20 protein-coding genes and 1 tRNA gene are annotated in these 22,951 nt (G+C 60.7%); 14 read left to right on the forward strand and 7 right to left on the reverse strand.

What is annotated here, in order from left to right; translation table 11 throughout:
• Nucleotides 1-695: 695 nt before the first annotated feature.
• On the forward strand, nucleotides 696-3,746 hold the full coding sequence (locus tag ACW9UO_RS01495) for an Rne/Rng family ribonuclease (protein ID WP_457087264.1): 3,051 nt from the start codon (nucleotides 696-698) through the stop codon (nucleotides 3,744-3,746).
• A gap of 75 nt (nucleotides 3,747-3,821) precedes the next feature.
• Here the strand turns inward: ACW9UO_RS01495 and ACW9UO_RS01500 are convergent, their stop codons facing one another.
• Nucleotides 3,822-4,046 (reverse strand): sulfurtransferase TusA family protein, encoded by a 225-nt coding sequence (locus ACW9UO_RS01500; RefSeq protein ID WP_457087265.1) that lies wholly within the window; start codon nucleotides 4,044-4,046, stop codon nucleotides 3,822-3,824.
• 93 nt (nucleotides 4,047-4,139) lie between these two features.
• Between ACW9UO_RS01500 and ACW9UO_RS01505 the strand changes: the two genes are divergently transcribed.
• Entirely contained in the window at nucleotides 4,140-5,372 is a 1,233-nt protein-coding gene (locus tag ACW9UO_RS01505; protein WP_457087266.1) for a hypothetical protein, read from the forward strand.
• Nucleotides 5,369-6,721 (forward strand): cytochrome P450, encoded by a 1,353-nt coding sequence (locus ACW9UO_RS01510; protein ID WP_457087267.1) that lies wholly within the window; start codon nucleotides 5,369-5,371, stop codon nucleotides 6,719-6,721. The genes ACW9UO_RS01505 and ACW9UO_RS01510 overlap by 4 nt, the downstream gene beginning before the upstream one ends.
• A 20-nt stretch (nucleotides 6,722-6,741) precedes the next feature.
• On the opposite strand, the gene ACW9UO_RS01515 is transcribed toward ACW9UO_RS01510, so the two are convergent.
• Both ACW9UO_RS01515 and ACW9UO_RS01520 read right to left on the reverse strand, forming a co-directional pair.
• The gene (locus ACW9UO_RS01515; protein WP_457087268.1) at nucleotides 6,742-6,978 is read right to left on the reverse strand and encodes a hypothetical protein; all 237 of its coding nucleotides are present in this window, start codon (nucleotides 6,976-6,978) and stop codon (nucleotides 6,742-6,744) included.
• Between the two features lie 10 nt (nucleotides 6,979-6,988).
• Nucleotides 6,989-7,642 carry an alpha/beta hydrolase gene (locus tag ACW9UO_RS01520; protein ID WP_457087269.1) on the reverse strand — a complete coding sequence of 218 codons (654 nt, stop codon included), beginning with the start codon at nucleotides 7,640-7,642 and terminating at the stop codon, nucleotides 6,989-6,991.
• 165 nt (nucleotides 7,643-7,807) lie between these two features.
• On the opposite strand from ACW9UO_RS01520, the gene iscR reads away from it, so the two are divergent.
• The 10 genes from iscR (at nucleotide 7,808) to ACW9UO_RS01570 (ending at nucleotide 16,964) form a co-directional block, all read left to right on the forward strand.
• Nucleotides 7,808-8,269, forward strand: coding sequence for a Fe-S cluster assembly transcriptional regulator IscR (gene iscR, locus ACW9UO_RS01525; RefSeq protein WP_457087270.1), 462 nt, complete (start codon nucleotides 7,808-7,810; stop codon nucleotides 8,267-8,269).
• A 71-nt stretch (nucleotides 8,270-8,340) separates the two neighbouring features.
• On the forward strand, nucleotides 8,341-9,384 hold the full coding sequence (locus ACW9UO_RS01530) for a cysteine desulfurase family protein (protein WP_457087271.1): 1,044 nt from the start codon (nucleotides 8,341-8,343) through the stop codon (nucleotides 9,382-9,384).
• A gap of 16 nt (nucleotides 9,385-9,400) precedes the next feature.
• A complete protein-coding gene (gene sufB / locus ACW9UO_RS01535) occupies nucleotides 9,401-10,921 on the forward strand; it encodes a Fe-S cluster assembly protein SufB (RefSeq protein WP_457087272.1) in 1,521 nt (506 codons plus the stop codon).
• 103 nt (nucleotides 10,922-11,024) lie between these two features.
• Nucleotides 11,025-11,837, forward strand: coding sequence for an FkbM family methyltransferase (locus tag ACW9UO_RS01540; RefSeq protein ID WP_457087273.1), 813 nt, complete (start codon nucleotides 11,025-11,027; stop codon nucleotides 11,835-11,837).
• A 179-nt stretch (nucleotides 11,838-12,016) separates the two neighbouring features.
• Nucleotides 12,017-12,556 (forward strand): hypothetical protein, encoded by a 540-nt coding sequence (locus ACW9UO_RS01545; protein WP_457087274.1) that lies wholly within the window; start codon nucleotides 12,017-12,019, stop codon nucleotides 12,554-12,556.
• 77 nt (nucleotides 12,557-12,633) lie between these two features.
• A complete protein-coding gene (gene sufC, locus ACW9UO_RS01550) occupies nucleotides 12,634-13,389 on the forward strand; it encodes a Fe-S cluster assembly ATPase SufC (RefSeq protein ID WP_457087275.1) in 756 nt (251 codons plus the stop codon).
• Nucleotides 13,389-14,669, forward strand: a complete 1,281-nt coding sequence (gene sufD / locus ACW9UO_RS01555; RefSeq protein WP_457087276.1) for a Fe-S cluster assembly protein SufD — start codon at nucleotides 13,389-13,391, stop codon at nucleotides 14,667-14,669. The genes sufC and sufD overlap by 1 nt, the downstream gene beginning before the upstream one ends.
• Nucleotides 14,670-14,678: 9 nt before the next feature.
• Nucleotides 14,679-15,164 (forward strand): YIP1 family protein, encoded by a 486-nt coding sequence (locus ACW9UO_RS01560; protein ID WP_457087277.1) that lies wholly within the window; start codon nucleotides 14,679-14,681, stop codon nucleotides 15,162-15,164.
• Entirely contained in the window at nucleotides 15,161-15,751 is a 591-nt protein-coding gene (locus tag ACW9UO_RS01565) for a YIP1 family protein (RefSeq protein ID WP_457087278.1), read from the forward strand. The genes ACW9UO_RS01560 and ACW9UO_RS01565 overlap by 4 nt, the downstream gene beginning before the upstream one ends.
• A complete protein-coding gene (locus ACW9UO_RS01570; protein ID WP_457087279.1) occupies nucleotides 15,744-16,964 on the forward strand; it encodes a cysteine desulfurase in 1,221 nt (406 codons plus the stop codon). Before ACW9UO_RS01565 ends, ACW9UO_RS01570 begins: the two co-directional genes overlap by 8 nt.
• A 191-nt stretch (nucleotides 16,965-17,155) precedes the next feature.
• Here ACW9UO_RS01570 and ACW9UO_RS01575 read toward each other — a convergent pair whose 3' ends face one another.
• Both ACW9UO_RS01575 and ACW9UO_RS01580 read right to left on the reverse strand, forming a co-directional pair.
• Nucleotides 17,156-18,634: a UdgX family uracil-DNA binding protein gene (locus ACW9UO_RS01575; RefSeq protein WP_457087280.1), complete on the reverse strand. Its 1,479-nt coding sequence runs from the start codon at nucleotides 18,632-18,634 to the stop codon at nucleotides 17,156-17,158.
• Nucleotides 18,634-19,866, reverse strand: coding sequence for a putative DNA modification/repair radical SAM protein (locus ACW9UO_RS01580; RefSeq protein WP_457087281.1), 1,233 nt, complete (start codon nucleotides 19,864-19,866; stop codon nucleotides 18,634-18,636). The genes ACW9UO_RS01575 and ACW9UO_RS01580 overlap by 1 nt, the downstream gene beginning before the upstream one ends.
• A gap of 205 nt (nucleotides 19,867-20,071) precedes the next feature.
• Between ACW9UO_RS01580 and ACW9UO_RS01585 the strand changes: the two genes are divergently transcribed.
• Nucleotides 20,072-20,148: transfer RNA gene (locus tag ACW9UO_RS01585), tRNA-Arg, on the forward strand.
• A gap of 65 nt (nucleotides 20,149-20,213) precedes the next feature.
• On the opposite strand, the gene ACW9UO_RS01590 is transcribed toward ACW9UO_RS01585, so the two are convergent.
• Together ACW9UO_RS01590 and ACW9UO_RS01595 are read right to left on the reverse strand one after the other, a co-directional pair.
• The gene (locus ACW9UO_RS01590) at nucleotides 20,214-21,599 is read right to left on the reverse strand and encodes a sensor histidine kinase (RefSeq protein ID WP_457087282.1); all 1,386 of its coding nucleotides are present in this window, start codon (nucleotides 21,597-21,599) and stop codon (nucleotides 20,214-20,216) included.
• Nucleotides 21,583-22,383 (reverse strand): alpha/beta fold hydrolase, encoded by an 801-nt coding sequence (locus tag ACW9UO_RS01595; protein ID WP_457087283.1) that lies wholly within the window; start codon nucleotides 22,381-22,383, stop codon nucleotides 21,583-21,585. The genes ACW9UO_RS01590 and ACW9UO_RS01595 overlap by 17 nt, the downstream gene beginning before the upstream one ends.
• Nucleotides 22,384-22,951: the final 568 nt, after the last annotated feature.

Genomic DNA, 22,951 nt, shown 5'->3' on the forward strand with positions numbered 1-22,951 from the left:
CGCCAAAGCATAGCCCGCCTCAGCGCGACCAGTGTCCGGGGCGGGCCGCTTGAACATAGCTGTACCTTTCGGCCCGCCTCAGGCGATGGTTCAGCCCTTCTCTGGCTCGAAAATATCCCGGGGTGAGGCTGCAAGCCGAGGGGCAGCGCCCCTTTCTGCCCCCAATGCCCCGCGTCCTGTCACGCCCACCTTCGGACCAGATGCCAAACCAACCACACCCCATTGCCAATATCGTGCAAGTTGTTGGCATTGCGTGCAGGGTCCTGACGATTGGGCATTGTATTTGCCACCAATCCCGCCTTATGTTGACGACAGGCACCTAGGCGGTTTCCGCTGTGCCCGAGAGTTTCGCTGTCTTTGACGTCGCGCGGGCCAGATGCCCGCACCCTTCCAAGACAGACCGATCTGATCGCCGGACCATGAAAACGACGTGGCGACGATCAAGAAGACCAGCCCGAACCGCGAAATCGGCGGGCGATAAACGGGCGGACGGCAAACATGCCGAACCGTCGGAGAAGAAACGCGATGCAACGCGCGAGACATCAGCAGGCAAAAGCAGGGGCCACCATTGGCCTCGCACCCATGCCTGTGCTGACCGCGCGGACCACCGCCCCAATCGGACATTTCCTGCAATCGGCCGCCCCGCCCGGATCACTTCGGGCGGCCCAGTCGCTGTGGGAAAGCATGAAAGTACAATGGCCAAGAAAATGCTTATCGATGCCACCCACGCGGAAGAGACCCGCGTTGTGGTGGTTGACGGAAACAAGGTTGAGGAATTCGACTTTGAATCGGAAAACAAACGCCAGCTTGCTGGCAATATCTATCTAGCAAAGATCACGCGGGTCGAACCGTCGCTGCAAGCGGCGTTTGTGGATTATGGCGGAAACCGCCATGGTTTCCTCGCGTTTTCCGAGATCCACCCCGATTATTACCAGATCCCCGTGGCCGACCGCGAGGCGCTGATGGAAGAAGAGCGTGCGTATGCCGAGGCATTGCGCGCCCGTGACGAAGACGAAGAGTCGCGCCCGAAAAAGCGCAGCAGCCGTCGCCGCAGCTCCTCCAAAGCGGAAAAGACCACGACCAACGACGCGGTGGAAACCCGCGAGGTTGAGGGTATGGAAACCATCGATCTGACCGAGGGCGATGATACGCTCGAAGGTCTGTCGCCGATGGAAACCGTCTCCGGCACCCCGGTCGATGAGCCCGCGGATGGTGCACAGGACGGTACGCAGGACGCGGCGAACACCGACGCTCCGGTTGCGGCCTCCGAGCCTGAAACCGCAGCAGATGAGACCGCGACCGAGACCCAGGACGACACTCCGGTTGAGGCCACTGAAGACGCGGCACAACAGGCCGAAGCCCCCGGTGACTTTGAAGCCGATGTTGAGCCTGCGGACGAAGATGCCCCGCGCAAACCCGACGCCACTGAAAAAGACAGTGAAATCGAATCGGTTGCCGAGGAAGATGACGAAGCTGACATCCGCCCGCCGCGCAAACCGCGCCCGCGCCGGTATAAAATTCAGGAAGTCATTAAAGTTCGCCAGATTATGCTGGTGCAGGTCGTCAAAGAAGAGCGCGGCAACAAAGGCGCGGCGCTGACCACCTACCTCAGCCTCGCGGGCCGTTACTGCGTGCTTATGCCCAACACCGCGCGCGGTGGTGGCATCAGCCGCAAGATCACCAATGCCCCCGACCGCAAGAAACTGAAAGAGATTGCCAACGAAATCGACGTGCCGCAGGGCGCGGGCCTGATCATCCGGACCGCCGGTGCCAAACGCACCAAATCCGAGATCAAGCGCGATTACGAATACCTGCAACGTCTGTGGGAACAGATCCGCGAGTTGACGCTGAAATCCATCGCGCCGGCGAAAATCTATGAAGAAGGCGACCTGATCAAACGCTCGATCCGCGATCTTTATAGCCGCGACATCGACGAAGTGTTGGTTGAGGGCGAACGCGGCTACCGCATCGCCAAGGACTTCATGAAGATGATCATGCCGTCCCACGCCAAGAACGTGAAACTCTATCAAGAGTCGCTGTCGCTTTTCGCCCGCTTCCAGGTCGAAAGCTATCTTGGCGGGATGTTCAATCCGACCGTGCAGCTGAAATCCGGTGGCTACATCGTGATCGGCGTGACCGAGGCGCTGGTGGCGATCGACGTCAACTCTGGCCGGGCCACCAAAGAAGGCTCGATCGAGGACACCGCGACCAAGACCAACCTTGAGGCCGCCGAAGAAGTCGCGCGCCAGTTGCGTCTGCGCGACCTTGCCGGTCTGATCGTGATCGACTTTATCGACATGGACGAGCGCAAGAACAACGCCGCCGTCGAGAAGAAGATCAAGGACAAGCTGAAAACCGACCGTGCGCGCATTCAAGTTGGCCGCATCTCGGGCTTTGGCCTGATGGAAATGTCGCGCCAGCGTCTGCGCCCCGGCATGATCGAGGCGACAACCGCGCCGTGCTCGCATTGCCACGGCACCGGGTTGATCCGTTCCGATGACAACCTTGCCCTGCAAGTGCTGCGTCAGATCGAAGAGGAAGGCACCCGCCGCCGCTGTAAAGAGCTGTTGGTGCGCTGCCCGGTTTCCATCGCCAACTACCTGATGAACGCCAAGCGCGAACATGTTGCGCAGGTTGAGGCGCGTTACGGCGTGGCGGTGCGGATCGAAGGCGACCCGTCGCTGATCAGCCCCGATTTCCACATCGAAAAGCTGAAAACCGCAACCCGCCGGGTGGCCGAAGTGGTCGCGCCTGTGGTCTCTGCCAATACCACGCTGATGGATCTGGTGGACGAGAATACGGTTGAGGAAGAGATCGAGGAAGAGACACAGGTTCAGGCCGAGTCTCAGACTGAGGCGGAAGTTGAAGCGCCCGAAGTGGCTGGTGATGACGAGTCGCCCAAGCCCAAGAAGCGCCGTCGTCGGCGTCGTCGGCGCAAGCCCAAGTCGGAAGACGGCAATGGGTCTGACGAGTCCGGCGAAGCGGGCGATGAAGATGATGGCACGACGTCTGATGCGGCACCTGTCGCTGCCGAGGCTGCATCCGATGATGCGGTGAGCGAAGACGCTGCGAGTGAAGATGCTGCGGCCGAAAAGCCCAAGCGCAAGCGCTCGACATCGAGCACCCGTCGCCGGTCGAGCAAGGCAAAGACGGAAGCTGCGGATGGTGCGGCAGAAGCCGCGCCAGTGACCGAAGACGCTGTTGCTGCGGCACCTGTTGCTGAGGGTGACACCGCCGAGCCGGTTCAGGCGGAAGCTCCAGTCGCGGTGGAAACGCCTGCTCAGGACGACACCCCTACCGAGACGGCAGATGCCGCTCGTGAGGACGCGCCAGCCGACGCGGCAGAGCCTGTGCAGGATGCTGCACCGGTCGAAGTCGCTCAAGCGCCGCAAGTCGCAGACGAGGCGGAGATGGTGAACGAGGCCGTGAGCGCCGTGGACGCCATCAACCACGAAGCGCCTGACGTCGCGGATGCCCCGATTGCCGAGGAAGCCGCGCCAGAGGCTGTTGCTGCGCCTGAAGTTGCTGAGACTGAAGCTGCCGCGCCTGAAGTTGCTGAGACTGTAGAGGCAACGCCTGAGGCCGAGCCCGAGGCAGAGCCAGCTCCGGTGGCGCAAGAGACCCCAGAGCCGGTGGTGGAAGACATCCCGGAGCCTGTGCTGGAAACCGCAGGGGCCGAACCCGAGGACGAAGCGGACGACCCGGACAAGCCGAAAAAGCGCGGTTGGTGGTCGATGGGCCGCTAAGCCGGTCGCGCTCTGACAGACACAAAAAAGCCCCGGCATCGCGCCGGGGCTTTTTTCGTTGCGCTGGTGGCAGTGTCAGCCGCCCTTGCGGATCACATAGATCTGCGCCGCGCCATCCTCGCGCGTTTCGACCATGGCATGGCCGGCCTCGTGGCAGAAATGCGGAACGTCGATCACCGCCGCCGGATCATCGGCGCGCAGTTCAAGAATGTCGCCATTGGCCATCGATTTCAAACGCTTGCGCGCCTTGAGCACGGGCAAAGGGCAGAGCAGGTGGGTGGCATCAAGTGTTTCAATCATGGCTTTGGTCTAGGATGGCGGGCGGCTTGTGTCCAGCGCCTTACTCTTGCCCTAAAACCCCGTTAAAGTTGCATAAAAATCGAGAGTGATCAGATGGACGGGCGCGCAACAGGCGAAGTCAAAAAACGCCGGGTGTTTTACATTCCGGGCTACGATCCGATTCATCCCCGCCGCTACCGCGAGCTTTACCGTCGTGAAGGCGCGATACAGGCCGAAATCTCGGGGTATGACATCGCGCTAAAGCCTCGAAAATCCAACGAAAATTACGGCTGGCACGTGGTCGGAGAGATCGACGGCACCCGCGTCGAGACCGAATTTGAATGCCTTGTCTGGTCGGATATCGTGAAGCAATCGATGGGCCACGGCATCGCCATGAGCTATGTTCGCATGCTCTATACCGCCGTTGCCTATATCGGGTCGGGCGCGCTTTGGCGCTTGGCCAAGTTGCAAAAAGGCCCTGTGATTGCAGCGCTTTACCCGGTGTTCATGATGTTGTTTCAGGCGGTTTTGGCCGTCGGGGTAACAGTCGGTTTTTTCAAGGCCGGGTTCTGGCTGGCACCGTGGATCGGGTTTCTGGGGCCGGTGCTTGGTGCCGCTGTGGGCGCGGTGCTGGCCTGGGCGATCCTTGATCTGTTCCGGCGCTGGGACAACAAACTTTTCGTTTATTATCTGATGCATGACTATTCCTACAACGCGCGCGCCATGGGGGCGATGCCAACCGAGCTTGAGGACCGGATTGCGCAGTTTGTGGAAAGCATCGCAGCGGCCTGCAATGAGCCGGTCGACGAAATCCTGGTGATTGGCCACTCTTCGGGCGCGCATCTCGGGATTTCGGTGTTGTCCGATCTGATCCGCTCGGGTCGGGTGCGGCCCGATGGGCCCAAGATCGGCTTCATGACATTGGGCCATGTGGTGCCGATGGTGACGTTCTTGCCACGCGCTTGGCGGCTGCGCGCCGATCTGGCGTATCTGTCTGAACGCGAAGAGCTTTTCTGGATCGACGTCACCGCGCCCGGCGATGGCTGCGCCTTTGCTCTGTGTGATCCGGTTGCGGTCTCGGGCGTGGCGGGGCCGGACAAGAAGTGGCCTGTGGTGTTCTCGGCGGCCTTCACCAAAGCGTTGTCGAAAGAGCGCTGGAAAGAGCTGCGCTGGCGGTTTTTCCGGCTGCATTTCCAATATCTTTGCGCCTTTGACCGGCCACGTGACTATGATTACTTCCAGATCACCGCCGGGCCGAAAACGCTGGCCGCACGTTACCATGATCGCCATCCGTCGAAATCGCGGATCGAGCGACCGGTCAACACCTATACCTCGACCACGCCATGAGACGCCCGCCCAAGCCGCAATCCCGCGCTGACAAGGTCTCGCTTCTGCGCTACATGGCGTTGTTTCGCAAAGATATTCTGTCGGCCCAGCCGGGGCGGCTGTACCGTGCGTGGATGGCGGAATTTCGCACGCCGTTTTTCCGGTCTTACATGATCAACCAGCCCGATCTCGTGAAGCGTGTGCTCAAGGAGCGGCCCGACGACTTCCCGAAATCCAACCGGATTGGCGAAGGGCTGCGCCCGCTGCTCGGCAATTCGGTGTTTCTGACCAATGGCGATGTGTGGAAGCGCCAGCGCCGGATCATCGACCCGGCGTTTGAGGGAGGGCGGCTGCGCGATACCTTTCCCGCGATGTGGGCGGCGGCGCAGAGCGCGACTCGCAGGTTGGTGAAGAACGCCGGGGAAGAAGTTGAAATTGAAGCGGAAACCAGCCACGCTGCCGCCGACGTGATCTTTCGCACGCTGTTTTCTATCCCAATCGAGCATAACATCGCGGCCAAGGTGTTTTCGGAATTCCGCGATTATCAACGCAGCCAACCGATTCTCAATCTCGCGGCCTTTGTGCCCTTGCCGAAGTGGATGCCGCGATTCTTTCGCCGCGATACCCGGCAGGCCGCCGCGTCAATCCGCAGGCTGATCACCCAGCTGACGACCGACCGCATGGCTGAAATCAAGGCCGGCACTGCGCCAGATGACCTTGCGACCAAGATCATGACCACCCGAGATCCGGTGACGGGTGAGGCATTTTCGACCGAAGAAATGGTCGATCAGGTGGCGATTTTCTTTCTTGCGGGGCATGAAACCAGCGCCTCTGCCCTGGCCTGGGCGCTGTATATGTTGGCGCTGTATCCCGAGTGGCAGGACAGGGTAGCCGAGGAAGCCAAGGCGCTGGAAAACAGTGATTTTTCGGTGATGAGCAAGCTGCAGACCTCGCGCAATGTGTTCCGCGAGACGCTGCGGCTTTATCCGCCGGTGCCGATGATGGTGCGCGAGGCGACCTGTCCGGAGCAGTTCCGCGACCGTGACATTGCGCCGGGCAGTCAGATCGTGCTGAGCCCTTGGCACCTGCATCGCCACGAGCGGCTCTGGGAGCGACCGGATGAATTCGACCCGGCGCGCTATGGCACCGAGAACGGCAAGACCTGCCTGCGCGAGGCGTATATGCCGTTTTCCGCCGGGGCGCGGGTCTGTACCGGGGCGGGATTTGCGATGGTTGAGGGGCCGCTGATCCTGTCACATCTGCTGCGCGATCTGCGTTTTGAAGTGAGCGACAGGCCCGAACCGGTGCCTGTCGCTCATTTGACTGTAAGATCGGACAAGGGAATTTACCTCAAGGTGACAAAGCGATAGAGCTTTGCAATCAGAGGGGCTTACCCGCCGTTCTTCAGAGTTTCCTCGAACTTCCTGATCTTATCGTCCAAGAACTTCCGACCGCGTTTTTCCGCCGTCCGAACGCGCACAGCGGTCAGAAAAGCTTCTTCGGCGGTGGTCGACGAAGCGCCCAACACCTTGGCCATAGCGGTCATCAGGGTTTCGTCGTCCATAAGCTCGGACGCTTCAATAACGTCACGGGCGAGATCGTCAGCAAGGTCTTCTGTCACACCCATGTTTTTGGTCCTAACGCGTGTTTTCAGTCAGGCGGCGTTTGACGTAGTCATTCACCGTTCCGATCATTGTATCCATATGATCGTTCTCGAAAAAGTGCCCGGCGCCATCAATCTCGGTATGGGTGATGGTGATGCCTTTTTGCTCATGCAACTTGCCAACCAAAGTGGTGGTATCGGCGGGCGGGGCCACGCGATCGGCGGTGCCGTTGATGACCAGACCCGACGACGGGCAGGGCGCGAGGAACGAGAAATCATACATATTCGCGGGCGGGCTGGCCGAAACAAAGCCGGTGATTTCCGGGCGACGCATCAAAAGCTGCATCCCGATCCATGCGCCAAACGAGAAACCGGCAACCCAGCAATGCTTGGAGTTGTTGTTCATCGATTGCAGATAATCGAGCGCCGAGGCGGCATCAGAGAGTTCGCCTACGCCTTGATCGTATTCGCCCTGCGATCTGCCAACGCCACGGAAGTTAAACCGCAGAACGGTGAACCCCATGTTATAAAAGGCATAATGCAGGTTGTAGACAACCTTGTTGTTCATCGTGCCGCCAAACTGCGGGTGCGGATGCAGGACAATCGCAATCGGCGCATCGCGCTCTTTTTGCGGGTGGTAGCGGCCTTCAAGCCGTCCTTCGGGACCGGGGAAGATAACCTCGGGCATGTGCGGTGATACTCCTCGCAAAGGTGCCGGCAATTGTTGACTAAATTGCTCAGTCACCTTAGAATGGTTCTAAACCCAATCCCGAGAGGGTTGGGGGCTGATCGCAGATAAGCCTATTAGATAACAAGGTCAACAAGTCAGCGGGTTTAACCTGCGGGGGAACGGATGAAGCTGAGCACCAAAGGGCGCTATGCGATGGTGGCGCTGGTCGATATTGCGCTTCAATCTCAGGATCGGTTGGTGACGTTGGGAGAGATTTCTCAACGCCAGGATATTTCGTTGCCCTACCTTGAGCAGTTGTTCGTCAAGCTGCGCCGGGCCGAGCTTGTGGCGTCGGTGCGCGGGCCGGGGGGCGGCTATCGTCTGGCGCGGCCTGCGACCGAAATTCGGGTGGTGGATATTCTTGCGGCGGTCGATGAGACGGTGGACGCGATGCACAAGGGGGCCGGGGCCAGTGGCGGTCTGTCGGGCAGCCGGGCGCAATCGCTGTCGAACCGGTTGTGGGAGGGGCTGTCGGCGCATGTCTATGTGTTCCTGCATCAGACCCGGCTTTCGGATATTGTTGGCAATGAGCTGGCCCCTTGTCCGGCGGTGCCGGGGCTGTTTTCGGTGGTTGACGATGGCTGAGTTTGGGGGCTTTGCCCCCGTCCCGTTGGGACTCCCCCACGATATTTTTGAACAGAAGAAGGGCTGGGGTCTTGCCTAGGGTCTATCTCGATCACAATGCCACCGCCCCTTTGTGCGATGCGGCGCGCGCAGCGATGATTGCGGCGATGGATGTGGTGGGCAACCCGTCTTCGGTGCATTCCGAAGGGCGCAAGGCCAAAGGCTTGGTAGAACAGGCACGAGCGCAGGTGGCCGAAGCGTTTGGCGCGGGCGAGGCGGACATCGTCTTTACCTCGGGCGCGACCGAGGCGGCCGGTCTGGCTTTGGCCGGGCGCGGGCTGGTGTCGGGCGGGGTTGAGCACGACTGCGTTGGCGCTTGGACCGAGGATGCGCTGGCGGTGGACGGTGCGGGCCGGGTGACGGTTTCGGATGCCGCGACCAGCGCGGTGCAGGCGGCCAATAGCGAAACCGGGATCTTGCAGGACTTGCCGCCGGGGCTGGCGCTGACCGATGCGGTGCAAGCCTTTGGCAAGGTGCCATTTTCGTTCTCGTGGTCAGGCGCACAGATGGCGCTGATCTCGGCACATAAGCTCGGTGGGCCCAAAGGCGTGGGTGCGCTGGTGTTGCAGCGCGGCCTGGATGTGGCCACACAGATCCGCGGTGGCGGGCAGGAAATGGGCCGCCGGTCGGGCACCGAAAATGTGGTTGGCATTGCCGGATTCGGCGCGGCGGCAGCACAAGCGGCGCGCGATCTGGACGCGGGAGTCTGGGATCACGTAGCGAAACTTAGAAATATTCTAGAAAAAGCCATTGAGGCCAGTTCAAAAGAGATTATTTTAGTCGGGAAAGATACATCGCGTTTGCCCAATACCTCCTGCCTGATTGCGCCGGGCTGGAAGGGGGAGACGCAGGTGATGGCGATGGACCTTGCCGGTTTCGCAATCAGCGCCGGGTCGGCCTGTTCCAGCGGCAAGGTGAAATCCAGCCGCGTGCTGCGCGCGATGGGATACGATGAGATTGAGGCGGGCTGTGCCATTCGGGTGAGCCTTGGGCCTTTGAATACAGAAGATGACGTGCTGCGTTTCGCTGAAACATGGTGCCGAGGATATGAAAAGCATCGCGCCCGTGCGGCGTGACACCGGAGGGAATAGCATGGCAGCTCTTGACCAAACTCAGGTCAAAGACGGCGTCGATCAGGAGACCGTTGACGCGGTCCGCGAGGTCAGCACCTATAAATACGGCTGGGAAACCGAGATCGAGACGGAATATGCGCCCAAGGGCCTGACCACGGATATCGTGCGTCTGATTTCGAAGAACAACGAAGAACCCGAGTGGATGCTGGAATGGCGGCTGGCGGCCTATGAACGCTGGCTGACCAAGACAGAGCCGGATTGGGCGATGGTCGATTACCCTGAAATCGACTTTCAGGATCAGTATTATTATGCCCGTCCCAAGAGCATGATGGAAAAGCCCAAGTCGCTTGACGATGTCGATCCGGCGCTTTTGGCGACCTACGAAAAGCTGGGCATTCCGCTGAAGGAACAGATGATCCTTGCCGGTGTCGAGGGCGCGGAAAATGCGCCTGCCGAGGGCCGCAAGGTGGCTGTGGATGCGGTGTTTGATTCGGTTTCGGTGGGCACGACCTTCCAGGCCGAGCTGAAAAAGGCCGGCGTGATCTTCTGCTCGATCTCCGAGGCAGTGCGCGAGCATCCCGAGTTGGTCAAGAAGTACCTCGGCTCGGTTGTGCCAGTGTCGGACAACTTTTACGCGACGCTGAACAGCGCCGTGTTCTCGGACGGCTCGTTTGTCTACATCCCGCCGGGGGTGCGCTGCCCGATGGAGCTCAGCACCTATTTCCGCATCAACGCCGAGAACACGGGCCAGTTTGAGCGCACGCTGATCATCGCCGACAAGGGCAGCTATGTCAGCTATCTTGAGGGTTGTACCGCGCCGATGCGCGATGTTTCGCAGCTGCATGCCGCGGTGGTTGAGATCATCATCGAAGAAGACGCCGAGGTGAAGTATTCCACCGTACAGAACTGGTATCCGGGCGATGAGAACGGCAAGGGCGGCATCTATAACTTTGTGACCAAGCGCGCCGATTGCCGGGGCGACCGGGCCAAGGTGATGTGGACGCAGGTTGAAACCGGCTCTGCGGTGACGTGGAAATACCCGTCGTGCATCCTGCGCGGCGATGACAGCCAGGGCGAGTTCTATTCCATCGCCATCACCAACAATCACCAGCAGGCCGACACCGGCACCAAGATGATCCATTTGGGCAAGCGCACCAAGTCGCGCATTGTCTCTAAGGGGATCAGCGCGGGCGTGGCGCAGAACACCTATCGCGGCCTCGTGTCGATGCACCCGAAAGCCAAGGACAGCCGCAATTACACCCAGTGTGACAGCCTTCTGATTGGCGACAAATGTGGGGCGCATACGGTGCCGTATATTGAGGTCAGGAACAATTCTTCGCGCGTGGAACATGAGGCGACAACCTCTAAGGTCGACGACGACCAGATGTTCTATTGCCGCCAGCGTGGCATGGGCGAAGAGGAAGCGGTGGCGCTGATCGTCAACGGCTTTGCCAAGGAAGTGCTGCAAGCGCTGCCGATGGAGTTCGCTCTGGAAGCGCAGCAGTTGGTGGCGATTTCCCTCGAAGGGTCTGTCGGATAACGCAGCGGTGGGGCGGGCAAAACGCCCGCCTTGCAGTAAGGGTGCCCAGGTTCCTTGGCACCCGAGCGCTGACCGGCGTGAAAAGGCAGTGGAAAGGCCAGATATGATTCCGCGTATCAACCGTCTTCGCAAACGTTTGCGCCTTGGCCGTCCGGTCGAGAGCGTGAAGCTTCAGCTTGTTCATGCCCGCGTGCAGGACGTGCCTGTCACCTTTTGCGTCAACATGAAGAATGACCCGGTGCAGCGCAATCATCGCCGTGGGCAATTCTATGAGATGTCCGAACTGTCGCGGCTGACCTCGATCTTCCCCAAGGGCGGCGTGTTTGCCGATATCGGCGCGAACGTCGGCAATCACACGTTGTTCGCGGCCAAGTTTCTCGGGGCGTCCAAGGTGATCCCGTTTGAACCCAACCCCAAGGCGTTTGATCTGCTGGTGCAGAACGTGTTGGTCAATGGGCTGGGCGATGTGGTTGATCTCTCGATGCTTGGCGTTGGCGTCTCGGATGAACAGACCGGCGGCTTCGCCATGCAGGACCGCGACCGCAATCTTGGCGGGGCCAAGATGCTTGAGGGCAGCGGCGATCTTGAGGTGCATCGCGGTGATGCGCTTTTGGCCGAGGTGACGCCCGATTTCATCAAGATCGATGTCGAAGGCATGGAGATGAAGGTGCTGGCCGGTCTGAGCGGCGTGCTGGAACGCTGCCGCCCGGTGATGATGGTCGAGGTTGATAATGAGGTTGAAGAGGCGTTTCTGGCTTGGGTGGCCGCGCAGGGCTATGCCGTGCTGTCGACCCACCAACGCTATCGACTGAACAAGAACCACCTGATTTGTGATGCGGGTGATCTGGACCGGCTTAAGCCGGTTTATGACGCCACCGCCAAACAGCCGGAACCGGCGTTGGAAGGTGAGGCATGACTGGCATACAGGACGGCGCACACACATCAAGGGTTGCGATAGCCGCATCGACTCTACCTGCAGTTGGTGCCTTCGCGTAATGATTAATAATTTACTAACATTAACTGCGGATCGGCCGCGTTCTCGCCTTCTTTCGCTGCCAGTTTCACTTCGAAACCGGGCCGAGGAGATGCGCAGCGATGGTCAGACAGGGGCAAGCGACGTTCAATGCACGCGTGGCGCGGATCAACGCGGGCCACGTCAGTTGCATGCCGCGGCCCGGCGTCTCGGACGGATCCGGCGGCGGATGGATGGCAAAGGGCGAAGCATCCCGCATCGGCCAGCGCCGCAGAGTGACACGGGGCAAAGCCACACCACTGGCCTTTGTCGTCTCGCTGGTCTTGGGCGTCCTGTCCTATGTGCTGTCGCAATACGCGTGGTTTCACCTGATGGGCCTGCCCGACACATCGATGACAAGCGATATCCGCATGGCCGTCGAAGCGGTGGCCGCAGTGGCGGTGCTTCTGGCGCTGTCACAGGTGTTTTCGGCGTCGTCGAAACTGCTGGTGGCCGTGCGGCTGGTGGGGATCGCCTTGGCGATGGTCACGCTGCACAATCTGGTTCACATCTATCCGGACATCTTCGAAATGGCGGTATCGCGGGATTGGGTCAACACGATCAAATCCATGTCCGAACCCAATTCGATCCTGTTTCGCGGCGTGTCTTACACGCTCTCCTAATCCCACAAAATTCCGAAATCAGCGCAGTGCAGCCCCGGCGGGCCGCGCTGCCTTCATGCGTTCATACGAGGTAAAAAATGCTGGAAATCAAGAACCTGCACGTCAAACTTGAAGAAGAAGACAAGCAGATCCTCAAAGGCGTCGATCTGAAAGTCGAAGCGGGCAAAGTCCATGCGATCATGGGCCCCAACGGCTCGGGCAAATCGACGCTGTCTTATGTGCTGTCGGGCCGCGACGGCTATGAAGTGACCGAGGGCAGTGCCACGCTCGAAGGCGATGATCTGCTTGATATGGAGCCCGAAGAGCGCGCCGCGGCGGGCCTGTTTCTGGCGTTCCAATACCCGGTGGAAATCCCCGGCGTTGGCAACATGACCTTCCTGCGCACCGCTCTGAATTCCCAGCGCAAAGCGCGCGGCGAAGACGAGCTTTCGGCCACCGATTTCCTCAAGATGATCCGCGCCAAGGCCAAGGATCTGAAGATCGACGCCGAGATGCTGAAGCGTCCGGTCAACGTCGGCTTCTCGGGTGGTGAGAAAAAGCGCAACGAAATCCTGCAGATGGCGATGCTTGAGCCCAAGATGTGCATCCTCGACGAGACCGACTCTGGCCTTGACGTTGATGCGATGAAACTAGTGGCGGATGGCGTGAATGCGCTGCGCTCCGAGGGCCGTGGCTTTCTTGTCATCACCCACTATCAGCGTCTGCTTGACCACATCAAACCCGACGTGGTGCACATCATGGCCAATGGCCGCATCATCAAAACCGGTGGTCCCGAGCTGGCGCTGGAAGTTGAAGAACGGGGTTACGCCCATCTGCTGGAGGAGGTGGCATAATGGCGCTGCCGCAAACCAAACAGGATGTCACCGAGGCACGGATTGCCGCGCTCGACCTGCCCAAAGGCGGCTGGTCGGACAGTGCCCGTCAGGCGGCGTTGGGCCGTCTGCGCGAAATGGGTCTGCCCGGTCGGCGCGATGAGTACTGGAAATACACCCGCCCCGACACGCTGACCCAGATCGACGCCCCGCGCGCCGCGCTGTTCAACCCCGAAGAGACGCCGGTGTTTAACGATGTCGACCGGTTGAACGTGGTCTTTGTTGACGGTGTGTTTGATGCCGAAGCCTCGGACGATCTGTCGCTCGAAGGCGTGGTGATCGAACGTTTGGCCGCCGCCAAAAGCGATCTGCATTGGGCCAAGCCGATCTATGGCGCGCTGGAAACCAACGGTCAGGTGCCGGTGCAACGCCCGCTTGCCGCGCTCAACACCGCCTTTGCCAGTGATGGCCTGTTGATCCATGTGTCCGGCACGCCGTCCAAGCCGATCTCGATCAGCTATGAGCACCGCTCGGAAACCTCGGACGCGATCCTGCACCACGTTGTTAAGGTCGACAGCGGCGCTGAAGTCACGATCCTTGAAAACGGCCCCGGTGCCGCGCGGATGAACACCGCGATGGAGATCGATGTGGCTGACAACGCCACGCTGCACCACATCCGCACCCAAGGGCGCGATCATGAGCGGCGTGCGGCGACGCATATCTTTGCCCGTCTTGGCACGGAATCGGTGTTCAAAAGCTTTACACTGACGGCCAATGGCAAGCTGACGCGCAACGAGTGTATCATCGAACTGACCGGTGACGATGCGGTGGCGCACGTCGCGGGGGCCTGTGTCGGTGATGGCGATTTTCTGCATGACGACACCGTGTTCGTGACCCATGACGCGGTGAATTGCGAAAGCCGTCAGGTGTTCAAGAAGGTGCTGCGCAACGGCGCGACCGGCGTGTTCCAAGGCAAGATCCTGGTGAAAGCGGGCGCGCAAAAGACCGACGGCTACCAAATCTCGCAATCGCTTCTGCTTGACGAAGACAGCCAGTTCCTCGCCAAGCCCGAGCTTGAGATCTATGCCGATGATGTCGCTTGTTCGCACGGGTCGACCTCGGGCGCGATTGACGAAGAAGGGCTGTTCTATCTGCGTTCGCGCGGTGTGCCGCAGCCGCAGGCGGTTGATCTTCTGACGCTGGCCTTTCTGGCCGAAGCGGTGGCCGAGATCGAGAACGAGGCGCTTGGTGAAGAGATCACCGCCCGGATCGAGGATTGGCTCATCCGGCACCGGGACTGATCCGGGGCGATGGCGATCACATCGGACATCGTGGCCACCTATCGGGGGCCGGGCGCTGTTGTGCGCAGGCTGTTGGCGCGTGGCCAACGCGAAGACCGGGCGCTGGCCATTCTTATGGCCGGCTGCCTGTTGGTGTTCGTGTCGCAATGGCCCCCGCTGGCGCGTCAGGCGCATATCGAGGGCGTAGAGCTGAACCCATTGCTTGGCGGTGCGCTGCTGGCTTGGGTGATGATCGCGCCGATCCTGTTTTACGCGCTGGCGGCGGGCACGCATATGCTGGCCAAAACGATGGGCGGGCAAGGCAGCTTTTTCGGCGCGCGTCTGGCACTGTTCTGGGCGTTGCTGGCGGTGTCGCCGCTGTTCTTGCTCAACGGGTTGCTGGCCGGGTTTGTCGGGCCGGGACCGGGGCCAAAGGCGGTGGAGTTCCTGTCCTTCGCGCTGTTCGTGTGGTTCTGGCTGGGTGGCTTGATCGCTGCTGAGAGGCCCGAGGCATGACCCGCTCTGACCTGACCGAGATGATCGTCGACACTGCGATTGCGCCGCGCAAGGCGGCGGACCGGCTGATCGCGCTTGGCCTGTCGCGCCATGTGCTGTGGCAGGCGCTTACGCTGATGATCGTGCTCAATGCGATTGTTTATTGGCTGGGCACAACGGCCGCGCCAACCGGGCAGCCGCTGCCGCCGATGCTGGCCACACCGTTCATGTTTGCTCTCACGCTCGGCTGCGGCGCGGTTGTGACCGTTTTTGCCGTGACCTTTGTGGGCAAATGGCTGGGCGGCAGCGCGCAGCTTGTCGACGTGCTGGTGTTGATCACCTGGCTTCAGCTTTTGCGCCTGCTGGTGCAGCTTGCGGCCATGGTGCTGTCGGTGATCGTGCCGGGGCTGGCCTTGATGGCGGTTATGGTGATCAATATCTATGGCCTCTGGGTCTTTGCAAATTTCATCGATGTGGCGCACCGTTTCAATTCGCCACTCAAAGCTTTCGGCGTCATTCTGATGGCCGGGATGGGCATCGCTATGGGCCTGGCCGTGATGTTATCGCTCATCGGGGCCACCGCAATTGGAGTATCCGCGCATGTATGACGTGAACGCAATCCGGGCCGATTTCCCGATCCTGTCGCGCGAAGTGAACGGCAAGCCGTTGGTTTACCTCGACAATGGCGCGTCGGCGCAAAAACCGCAGGTGGTGATTGATGCGATCACGCAGGCCTATTCGATGGAATATTCCAACGTCCACCGCGGCCTGCATTACCTGTCGAACCTCGCGACCGAGAAATACGAGGGCGTGCGCGGCACCATCGCGCGGTTCCTGAACGTGGCGGATGAGCATGAGATCGTGATGAACTCCGGCACCACCGAGGGCATCAACACAGTCGCCTATGGCTGGGCGATGCCGCGGCTTGAAGCTGGCGACGAGATCGTGTTGTCGGTGATGGAACACCACGCCAATATCGTGCCCTGGCATTTCCTGCGCGAACGGCAGGGGGTGGTGCTGAAATGGGTTGATGTCGAGGCGGATGGATCACTTGATCCGCAGGCGGTGATTGATGCAATGGGGCCGAAGACCAAGCTGATTGCAGTCACCCAGATGTCGAACGTTTTGGGCACGCGGGTGGATGTAAAGGCGATCTGTCATGCCGCGCGCGCGCGCGGGATTGCGACGCTTGTCGACGGCTCGCAGGCGGCAGTGCATGGCCCAGTTGATGTGCCAGACATCGGCTGTGATTTCTATGCGATCACCGGGCACAAGCTGTATGGCCCCTCCGGCTCTGGCGCGATGTATATGCGCAAGGAGCGGATGGCCGAGATGCGCCCCTTCCTTGGCGGCGGTGATATGATCAAGGAAGTCCACCGCGACGAGGTGATCTATAACGACCCGCCGATGAAGTTCGAGGCCGGGACTCCGGGGATTGTCGCCACCATCGGGCTTGGCGTGGCGCTGGAGTATATGATGGGCGTCGGGATGGAGAACATCGCCGCCCATGAGGCCGCGTTGACCAGCTATGCGCGTTCGCGGATGGACAGCCTGAACTGGCTGAATGTGCAGGGCAAGGCACCGGGCAAAGGCGCGATCTTTTCGTTCACGCTGGACGGTGCGGCGCATGCGCATGACATCTCGACCATCCTCGACAAAAAGGGGGTGGCGGTGCGCGCCGGGCATCACTGCGCCGGGCCTTTGATGGATCATCTTGGGGTGACGGCGACCTGCCGGGCCTCGTTTGGGATGTACAACACCGAGGCCGAGGTGGACACATTGATCGAAGCGCTTGAATTGGCGCATGATTTGTTTGCCTGAACACGGAAAGTTTGGGATGTTTGAAGGGACGTAGGGGGCCAGCCCCCTCGGCCTTTGGCCTCACCCCCGAGGTATTTTTGAACAGAAGAAGCCGGGGGGCTTGTGCGGTTTCGTTTGGCGGGGCTCAGCTTGCCGGCGTTGCATGGGGGTGTCTGATGCGCGTTGGAGGCTTTGCGGCGTAGAGGGCGCGTCTAGGTGCGGTGGATTTCGGGCGACTGGCGAGCGACTTTTGTTTCGACATGGTTTTGCGCCTTGGCGAGATCGGCGTGAAACTGCGCGGTGGCGTCGGCTCTGTGGGACAAGTCCTTTATTCGCAACAGATACGCCGGATGGACCGTGACCAGAACCGGGTGGCCCAAACGGCTTGTCTCAAGGCCGCCGCGGCGCTTTATGAGGTCTTTGCCCGTGCCGGTGAGCGCCTGCAGCGCGGTTGCGCCCATTGCCACGATCAACTGCGGATCATGGCGCGTTTCCTCGAGATCCAGCCACCAGCGGCAATGCTCGATATGATCGCGTTCGGGCGATTGATGCAGCCGGCGTTTGCCCATTGGGCGAAAGCGGAAATGTTTCACCGCGTTGGTGAGGTAGACGTCGTCGCGCGTCAGCCCGGCCTTTGCCATCGCGTGGTCCAGCACCTGTCCCGCCGGGCCAACAAAGGGGCGCCCTTCGAGATCTTCGCGGTCGCCGGGCTGTTCGCCCACGATCATCAGCCGTGCGTTCAGCGCCCCTTCGCCCGGCACCGCCTGGGTGGCCATGCCGTGCAGTGGGCAGCGAGTGCAGCCGCGGATCGCTGCCTCCAGCCCCTCCTTCGGCATCTGCCACGCGCTGTCATGCGCGGCCTGTTGGCGGGCGGCCGGGGTGGCAAAGGCGGGGGGCAAGGTCGGGGCGGCTTCGGCCATTTTGCGCACCCGCGATTCCGCTTCGGCCAGCATCGCGGGGATGGCGCGGGTTTCGGGCATGTTCTTCCAATATTTGCGCGGCATCTCTGAGGTCATCGCGCCGATTTTCACCCGCGCGGGATTGAAGATGTTGCGAAAATAGGTGGTCCAGAGCCCTTCGGCGGCATCCTCGGGCAAGGGGGGCTTGGTCTGGCCGGGGCCAAAGTGCAGCGCACCATCCTCGAAGATCGCGGTCTTGTCGGGGGTAACGATGCGCCAATCCATATCGGCAAAGCGCCGGGTGAAGAACGGCGCGGTGGGTTCGAGCGCATGGAATGTCGGCTCGAACCAAGCGGCAAAGCTGCGGCGCGCGGCATCGGGCTGGCCGATCTCGCGAAAGCGGACGAAGGCTTTCATCTTGTGGGCATCGCGGCTGACGTTCTTGGCCATCGCCTCAAGCTGCGCCACCGCCGGATCGGCCCGATCTGACATCAGATGTTTCTCGCGTTGCAGCCGCCACAGCAGCGCATAGGCGCGCGCAAACCGCTCGGGATCGCGGTGCCAGATCGCCAGACGGGCGGTGGAGACAAACGCCTTGGGCACCATCGGCGGCGGGCCCTTGGGCGGAATGCGGGCAGAGGGTAGGGCGCTTTCGCCGCCAAACAGATCGCCCCCGTCCTCGCCCCATTGCCACAGCACTTCGTCGGGCGGCACACCGCGCATCATCAGGCCACGCGCCGCATCGCGCCAAGCCTCCCAGGTTCCGATTTCAGGCAGGGCGATGGTCTGCATCAGAACAGGCTCAACTGCTCCGGCGGCGGCGCAAAGCGCGCGCGCAGATCGACGCTGTCGGTAAGACCACCCGGCGTCCAGCCGCCACAGGTCACAAAAGCGCGGGCCTTTTTCATCAACGCGCCGATCTTGAGCAGATCTTCATAGCGCAGCGTGCGATTGCGGCGCGCGGCGAGGATGCGATTGACCGTGCGCACGCCAAACCCCGGCACCCGCAGCAGCAAATCGCGGGTTGCGGTGTTCACATTCAGTGGAAAAATCGCCCGGTGCTGCAAGGCCCAGGCCAACTTGGGATCAATCTCAAGATCGAGGTTGCCGCCCTCGGCCGCGCCGGTGATTTCGTCCAGCCCAAATCCATAGAACCGCAGCAGCCAATCCGCCTGATACAGCCGGTGTTCGCGTTGCAGCGGCGGGCGGATCAGCGGCAAGGCCTTGGTGGCATCGGGGATCGGCGAGAAGGCAGAATAATACACCCGCTTGAGTTTATAGCCGGAATAGAGCCGAGTGGCATTGCCAAGGATCGTCGCATCATTCGAGCCATCCGCGCCGACGATCATCTGCGTCGATTGCCCGGCAGGCGCAAAGCGCGCCGGGCGTTTGCCGCCGTGACTGCGATCCTTCGCCGCCTCATGGCGCAGCCGCACATCGGCCATCGCGCGGCGAATCTGATCGGGCTTTTTCTCGGGTGCCAGCCGGGTGACGGCGGCATCGGTGGGCAATTCGACGTTGATCGACACCCGGTCGGCCAGCAGCCCCGCTTCGGCCATCAGCTCAGGCGCGGCGTCCGGAATGGTTTTCAGGTGAATGTAGCCTTTGAAGCCGTGGTCATGCCGCAGCTTGCGGGCGATCCGCACCATTTCCTCCATCGTGTGGTCGGGCGAGCGGATGATTCCCGACGACAGAAACAACCCCTCGATATAGTTGCGGCGATAGAATTCCAGCGTCAGCGTCACCACCTCATCGACGGAAAACCGCGCGCGTTCAACGTTGGACGACACGCGATTGACGCAATAGGCGCAGTCATAGATGCAAAAATTGGTCAGCAGGATTTTGAGCAGGCTGATGCAGCGCCCATCCGGCGCATAGGCGTGGCAAATGCCCGAGCCTTCGGTCGAGCCGAGGCCGCCCTTGGTCGAATCCCGCCGCGTTGTGCCCGACGAGGCGCAGGAGGCATCGTATTTGGCCGCATCGGCGAGGATCGCCAGCTTTTGTTCTATGGTTTTCGTTGTCATGTGTTCTTGATATGTTCTTGCGGAGGGTGAGGCAAGACCACGACCGAGCTCAGGCGTAGGACAGGCGCTTTTTCGCGCAGAAGATGGTTGCAGGGGGGCGGCGTTTCGGGTTAGAGGCAGAGCAGGCATTCGTTGCGTCCTCGCAGTGTGCGTCGCCATCCAGGGCGGTGCATGTGGGGCGCAGGCGGTGCCGCGAAGACAATGCGGACCCATAGCTCAGCTGGATAGAGTGTCGCCCTCCGAAGGCGAAGGTCGTAGGTTCGAATCCTACTGGGTCCGCCACTTCCTCTCATTTTCTCTAAAGTGCGATCTATCGCGGGTTCTGCGTTGGTTTTCCTATGAAAACCTCAGCCGTCGGGCCCTTCGAGGGGCATGACCGTGCCTTCGAACTGAAACTCCAGGCCCGATGGGGGATAGCGGCACTCGACCGTGCCGTCGAACTCGGCGCTCAGCATTCGGTCGATCATGATACTGCCAAAACCGCTGTCCTCGGGGGCTGTGATTTCGGGGCCGCCGGACTCTCGCCATGACAAGGCAAGGTGGTCTTGCGCAGCACCGGACAGCGACCATTCAATCTCAACCACACCGTCGGTGGCCGACAGGGCACCGTATTTCTGCGCGTTGGTGAACAGTTCGTGAAACGCCATCGACAGCGCCTTGAACTGGCTCGGTCCAAGCCGAACCTCCGGGCCGCTGTGAGACAGACGCTGACGGTCGCCGATCTGGTCCTGAAGCGGGCAAATCAACGCGCCGATCTCGGCAGACTGCCAGTGATTGGCCGTCAGGATATTGTGCGAGGTCGACAGGTTGGTCAGCCGATGCGTGAGCTTATCGCGCTCATGCGGCACACGGCGCAGCGATTGTTTGACCAACGCGGTGATCACCGTAAACACATTGCGGATCCGGTGCTGCATCTCGCCAGCCACCATATCAAGCCGTTGCAGCGTTAGAACCTGCTCGGTCACATCCCGCAAAATCACCGAATATTCCCGCGCGCTGTAGGGCGCCTCGGGGTTAGAGATTTCAGTGACCGAAATGTCGAAGTATTTGGATTGGGTCCGGGCTTTGGCCTCGAAACGGCGGGTCTCGCCCGTGGCCATGATCGCTTTGGTCGAGGTGAGAAACCATTTTTCTTCGCCCTCGAGGGGCAGAAGTTCATCCACCGGGGCACTTTTCACCCTGTCATCTGCAATATCGAAGTGGCCGGCCACGGCGGTATTGTGGCGCTTGATATACCCCTGTTCATCGCAGCGCATGATGCCAACCGCAGCGCTTCTGACAATTGCAGCAAGCTCTTCGGCCTCGTTGCGGGCCTCGCGCAGATGGGCCTCAAACCCCAGTCGGCTTGAGGCGTCAAAGAACACGAAATCGATCCGATCGGGGAACTCATCTGTTGCGGACCGCAAGGTCGCGTTCATCAGAACGCGCTGCGGGGTGGTGTCGCTCTCGGCGCGCAGCTTGCAGGAAATCTCGCGCGCGGCCCCCTCAAGGCGCACCATCGGCGCGATCTGCGTCTCGAAATACAGCTGCGATTCGGACGACAGGATATCGGACAGCCGCGCCTTGGCCACCAGATCCTCGGCCCGCTGACCCAGCCAACCGGCCAGCGCCGGATTGGCAAACAGCACGCGCCCGCGCAAATCGGTGACCAGAAAACCGCAGGGCGCGTCGAGCGCGACCTGTGCGGCAATGCGGTCGCTTGGCCAGAGGCCGGGATCACTCAAGCTGGTCAAGGAAAAGCCCTAGCTCCTGTACCGTGATTTCGGGGTCGGTGATATGCGGGCAATGGCCGGTGGCATCAATCACCCGCAGCGTGCTTCGCGCCATATTCGCGTCAAGCCACTCGCCGACGGCCACCGGGGCCAGCGCATCATCCGAGCATTGCAGGATAAGTGCGGGATGGGTGACTTTCGCCATTTCGTTGCGGTAATCGGCCATAAAGGTGACGCGGGCAAAGTGCCGGGCGATTGTCGGCTCGGCGCTGCAAAAGCTTTGTTTCAGCCGGGTGGTGGCGGCTCCGTCCTCGGGCTGACCGGCGATGATCGGGGCAACGTGATCGGTCCAGCCCAGGTAGTTCTCCTCCATCATGCCGATCAGGCTGTCGATGGCGGCACGGTCAAAGCCGCCGACATAATCGCCCTCGTTGATGAAACAGGGCGAGGGGGCCACCAAAGCCAACGCGCGAACCCGCTCGGGGGCGATCAGGGCGGCGAGACAGGCGATTGTTGCCCCGACGGAATGGCCCACCAGCACGCAATCGGTCAGATCCCGTTCGGTCAGAATGGCAACAAGGTCTTTGGCGTGCGCTTCAAGCCGTTGGTAGGCGGTGAAATCATAATCTTTCCACGCCTGCGTGCCCATCCCGGCCAGATCATAGATAATCGTTTGATACTGCGCCGTAAATTCCGGCTCGACGGCGGACCACATGGTTTGATCGCACCCGTACCCGTGAACAAAGACAAGCGTCTGTGCACCAGCGCCGCGGACAAGTGTTTTATGACGGTCGATATAAGACATGGCGTACTCTTAAGTCCAAGTTTTCAAGCCGTTGCCCTTACAGCGGTATCGCGGACGCAGGCCATTCGCAAGAAACCAGAAACACATACTTTGTAACACCCGACCACAGGTTTGCAGCGACATGCGACTTTCCGGTTTCGCGGGATGTGATTGACCACATCTTGCGCACAAAAGCGTCACGGCAAACTTTTCACTTCTGTTCAATTATATGGACACCCAAGGGGCTAATCAACGATTTTGGCCGTGTCTTACAGGGATTTTACCGGGTTTCGGTGAACATTGTGCATGTCTCACAGGGGCCCGCGCTCTGCCGAATTTGGTGCGTAGGTTTGCAATGGCTGACGGTCTTGTCGGCCAAATCCGTGACAGTCCGGGAACTTGCCGCCGTCGACATGCGTTAAACCCCAAGGCAGTGCGCAGTAGTGACCGGAGAGGGATGGCATGGCAGATATACTCAATCGCCCGACCGTCCGCGTTCCCGTGCCCGCGCGTCGGCTCAGCCGCGCTAGGCCAGAGACACCTTGGCCTCGATTGCCTACACCGTAGCCCAGACCGCTGACGCCCGAGC

The organism is Marinovum sedimenti (assembly GCF_054052205.1).

Excerpts from the sequence above, each read along its gene's own strand:
- ACW9UO_RS01515 (WP_457087268.1), bottom strand. The coding sequence starts at position 6,978 with ATGGGTGTGACAGAAGACCTTGCTGACGATCTCGCCCGTGACGTTATT.
- ACW9UO_RS01510 (WP_457087267.1), top strand. The coding sequence starts at position 5,369 with ATGAGACGCCCGCCCAAGCCGCAATCCCGCGCTGACAAGGTCTCGCTT.
- ACW9UO_RS01595 (WP_457087283.1), bottom strand. The coding sequence starts at position 22,383 with ATGTCTTATATCGACCGTCATAAAACACTTGTCCGCGGCGCTGGTGCA.
- ACW9UO_RS01570 (WP_457087279.1), top strand. The coding sequence starts at position 15,744 with ATGTATGACGTGAACGCAATCCGGGCCGATTTCCCGATCCTGTCGCGC.
- ACW9UO_RS01565 (WP_457087278.1), top strand. The coding sequence starts at position 15,161 with ATGACCCGCTCTGACCTGACCGAGATGATCGTCGACACTGCGATTGCG.
- sufB (WP_457087272.1), top strand. The coding sequence starts at position 9,401 with ATGGCAGCTCTTGACCAAACTCAGGTCAAAGACGGCGTCGATCAGGAG.
- sufC (WP_457087275.1), top strand. The coding sequence starts at position 12,634 with ATGCTGGAAATCAAGAACCTGCACGTCAAACTTGAAGAAGAAGACAAG.
- sufD (WP_457087276.1), top strand. The coding sequence starts at position 13,389 with ATGGCGCTGCCGCAAACCAAACAGGATGTCACCGAGGCACGGATTGCC.
- ACW9UO_RS01545 (WP_457087274.1), top strand. The coding sequence starts at position 12,017 with ATGGTCAGACAGGGGCAAGCGACGTTCAATGCACGCGTGGCGCGGATC.
- ACW9UO_RS01520 (WP_457087269.1), bottom strand. The coding sequence starts at position 7,642 with ATGCCCGAGGTTATCTTCCCCGGTCCCGAAGGACGGCTTGAAGGCCGC.
- ACW9UO_RS01495 (WP_457087264.1), top strand. The coding sequence starts at position 696 with ATGGCCAAGAAAATGCTTATCGATGCCACCCACGCGGAAGAGACCCGC.
- iscR (WP_457087270.1), top strand. The coding sequence starts at position 7,808 with ATGAAGCTGAGCACCAAAGGGCGCTATGCGATGGTGGCGCTGGTCGAT.
- ACW9UO_RS01505 (WP_457087266.1), top strand. The coding sequence starts at position 4,140 with ATGGACGGGCGCGCAACAGGCGAAGTCAAAAAACGCCGGGTGTTTTAC.
- ACW9UO_RS01500 (WP_457087265.1), bottom strand. The coding sequence starts at position 4,046 with ATGATTGAAACACTTGATGCCACCCACCTGCTCTGCCCTTTGCCCGTG.
- ACW9UO_RS01540 (WP_457087273.1), top strand. The coding sequence starts at position 11,025 with ATGATTCCGCGTATCAACCGTCTTCGCAAACGTTTGCGCCTTGGCCGT.
- ACW9UO_RS01580 (WP_457087281.1), bottom strand. The coding sequence starts at position 19,866 with ATGACAACGAAAACCATAGAACAAAAGCTGGCGATCCTCGCCGATGCG.
- ACW9UO_RS01575 (WP_457087280.1), bottom strand. The coding sequence starts at position 18,634 with ATGCAGACCATCGCCCTGCCTGAAATCGGAACCTGGGAGGCTTGGCGC.
- ACW9UO_RS01560 (WP_457087277.1), top strand. The coding sequence starts at position 14,679 with ATGGCGATCACATCGGACATCGTGGCCACCTATCGGGGGCCGGGCGCT.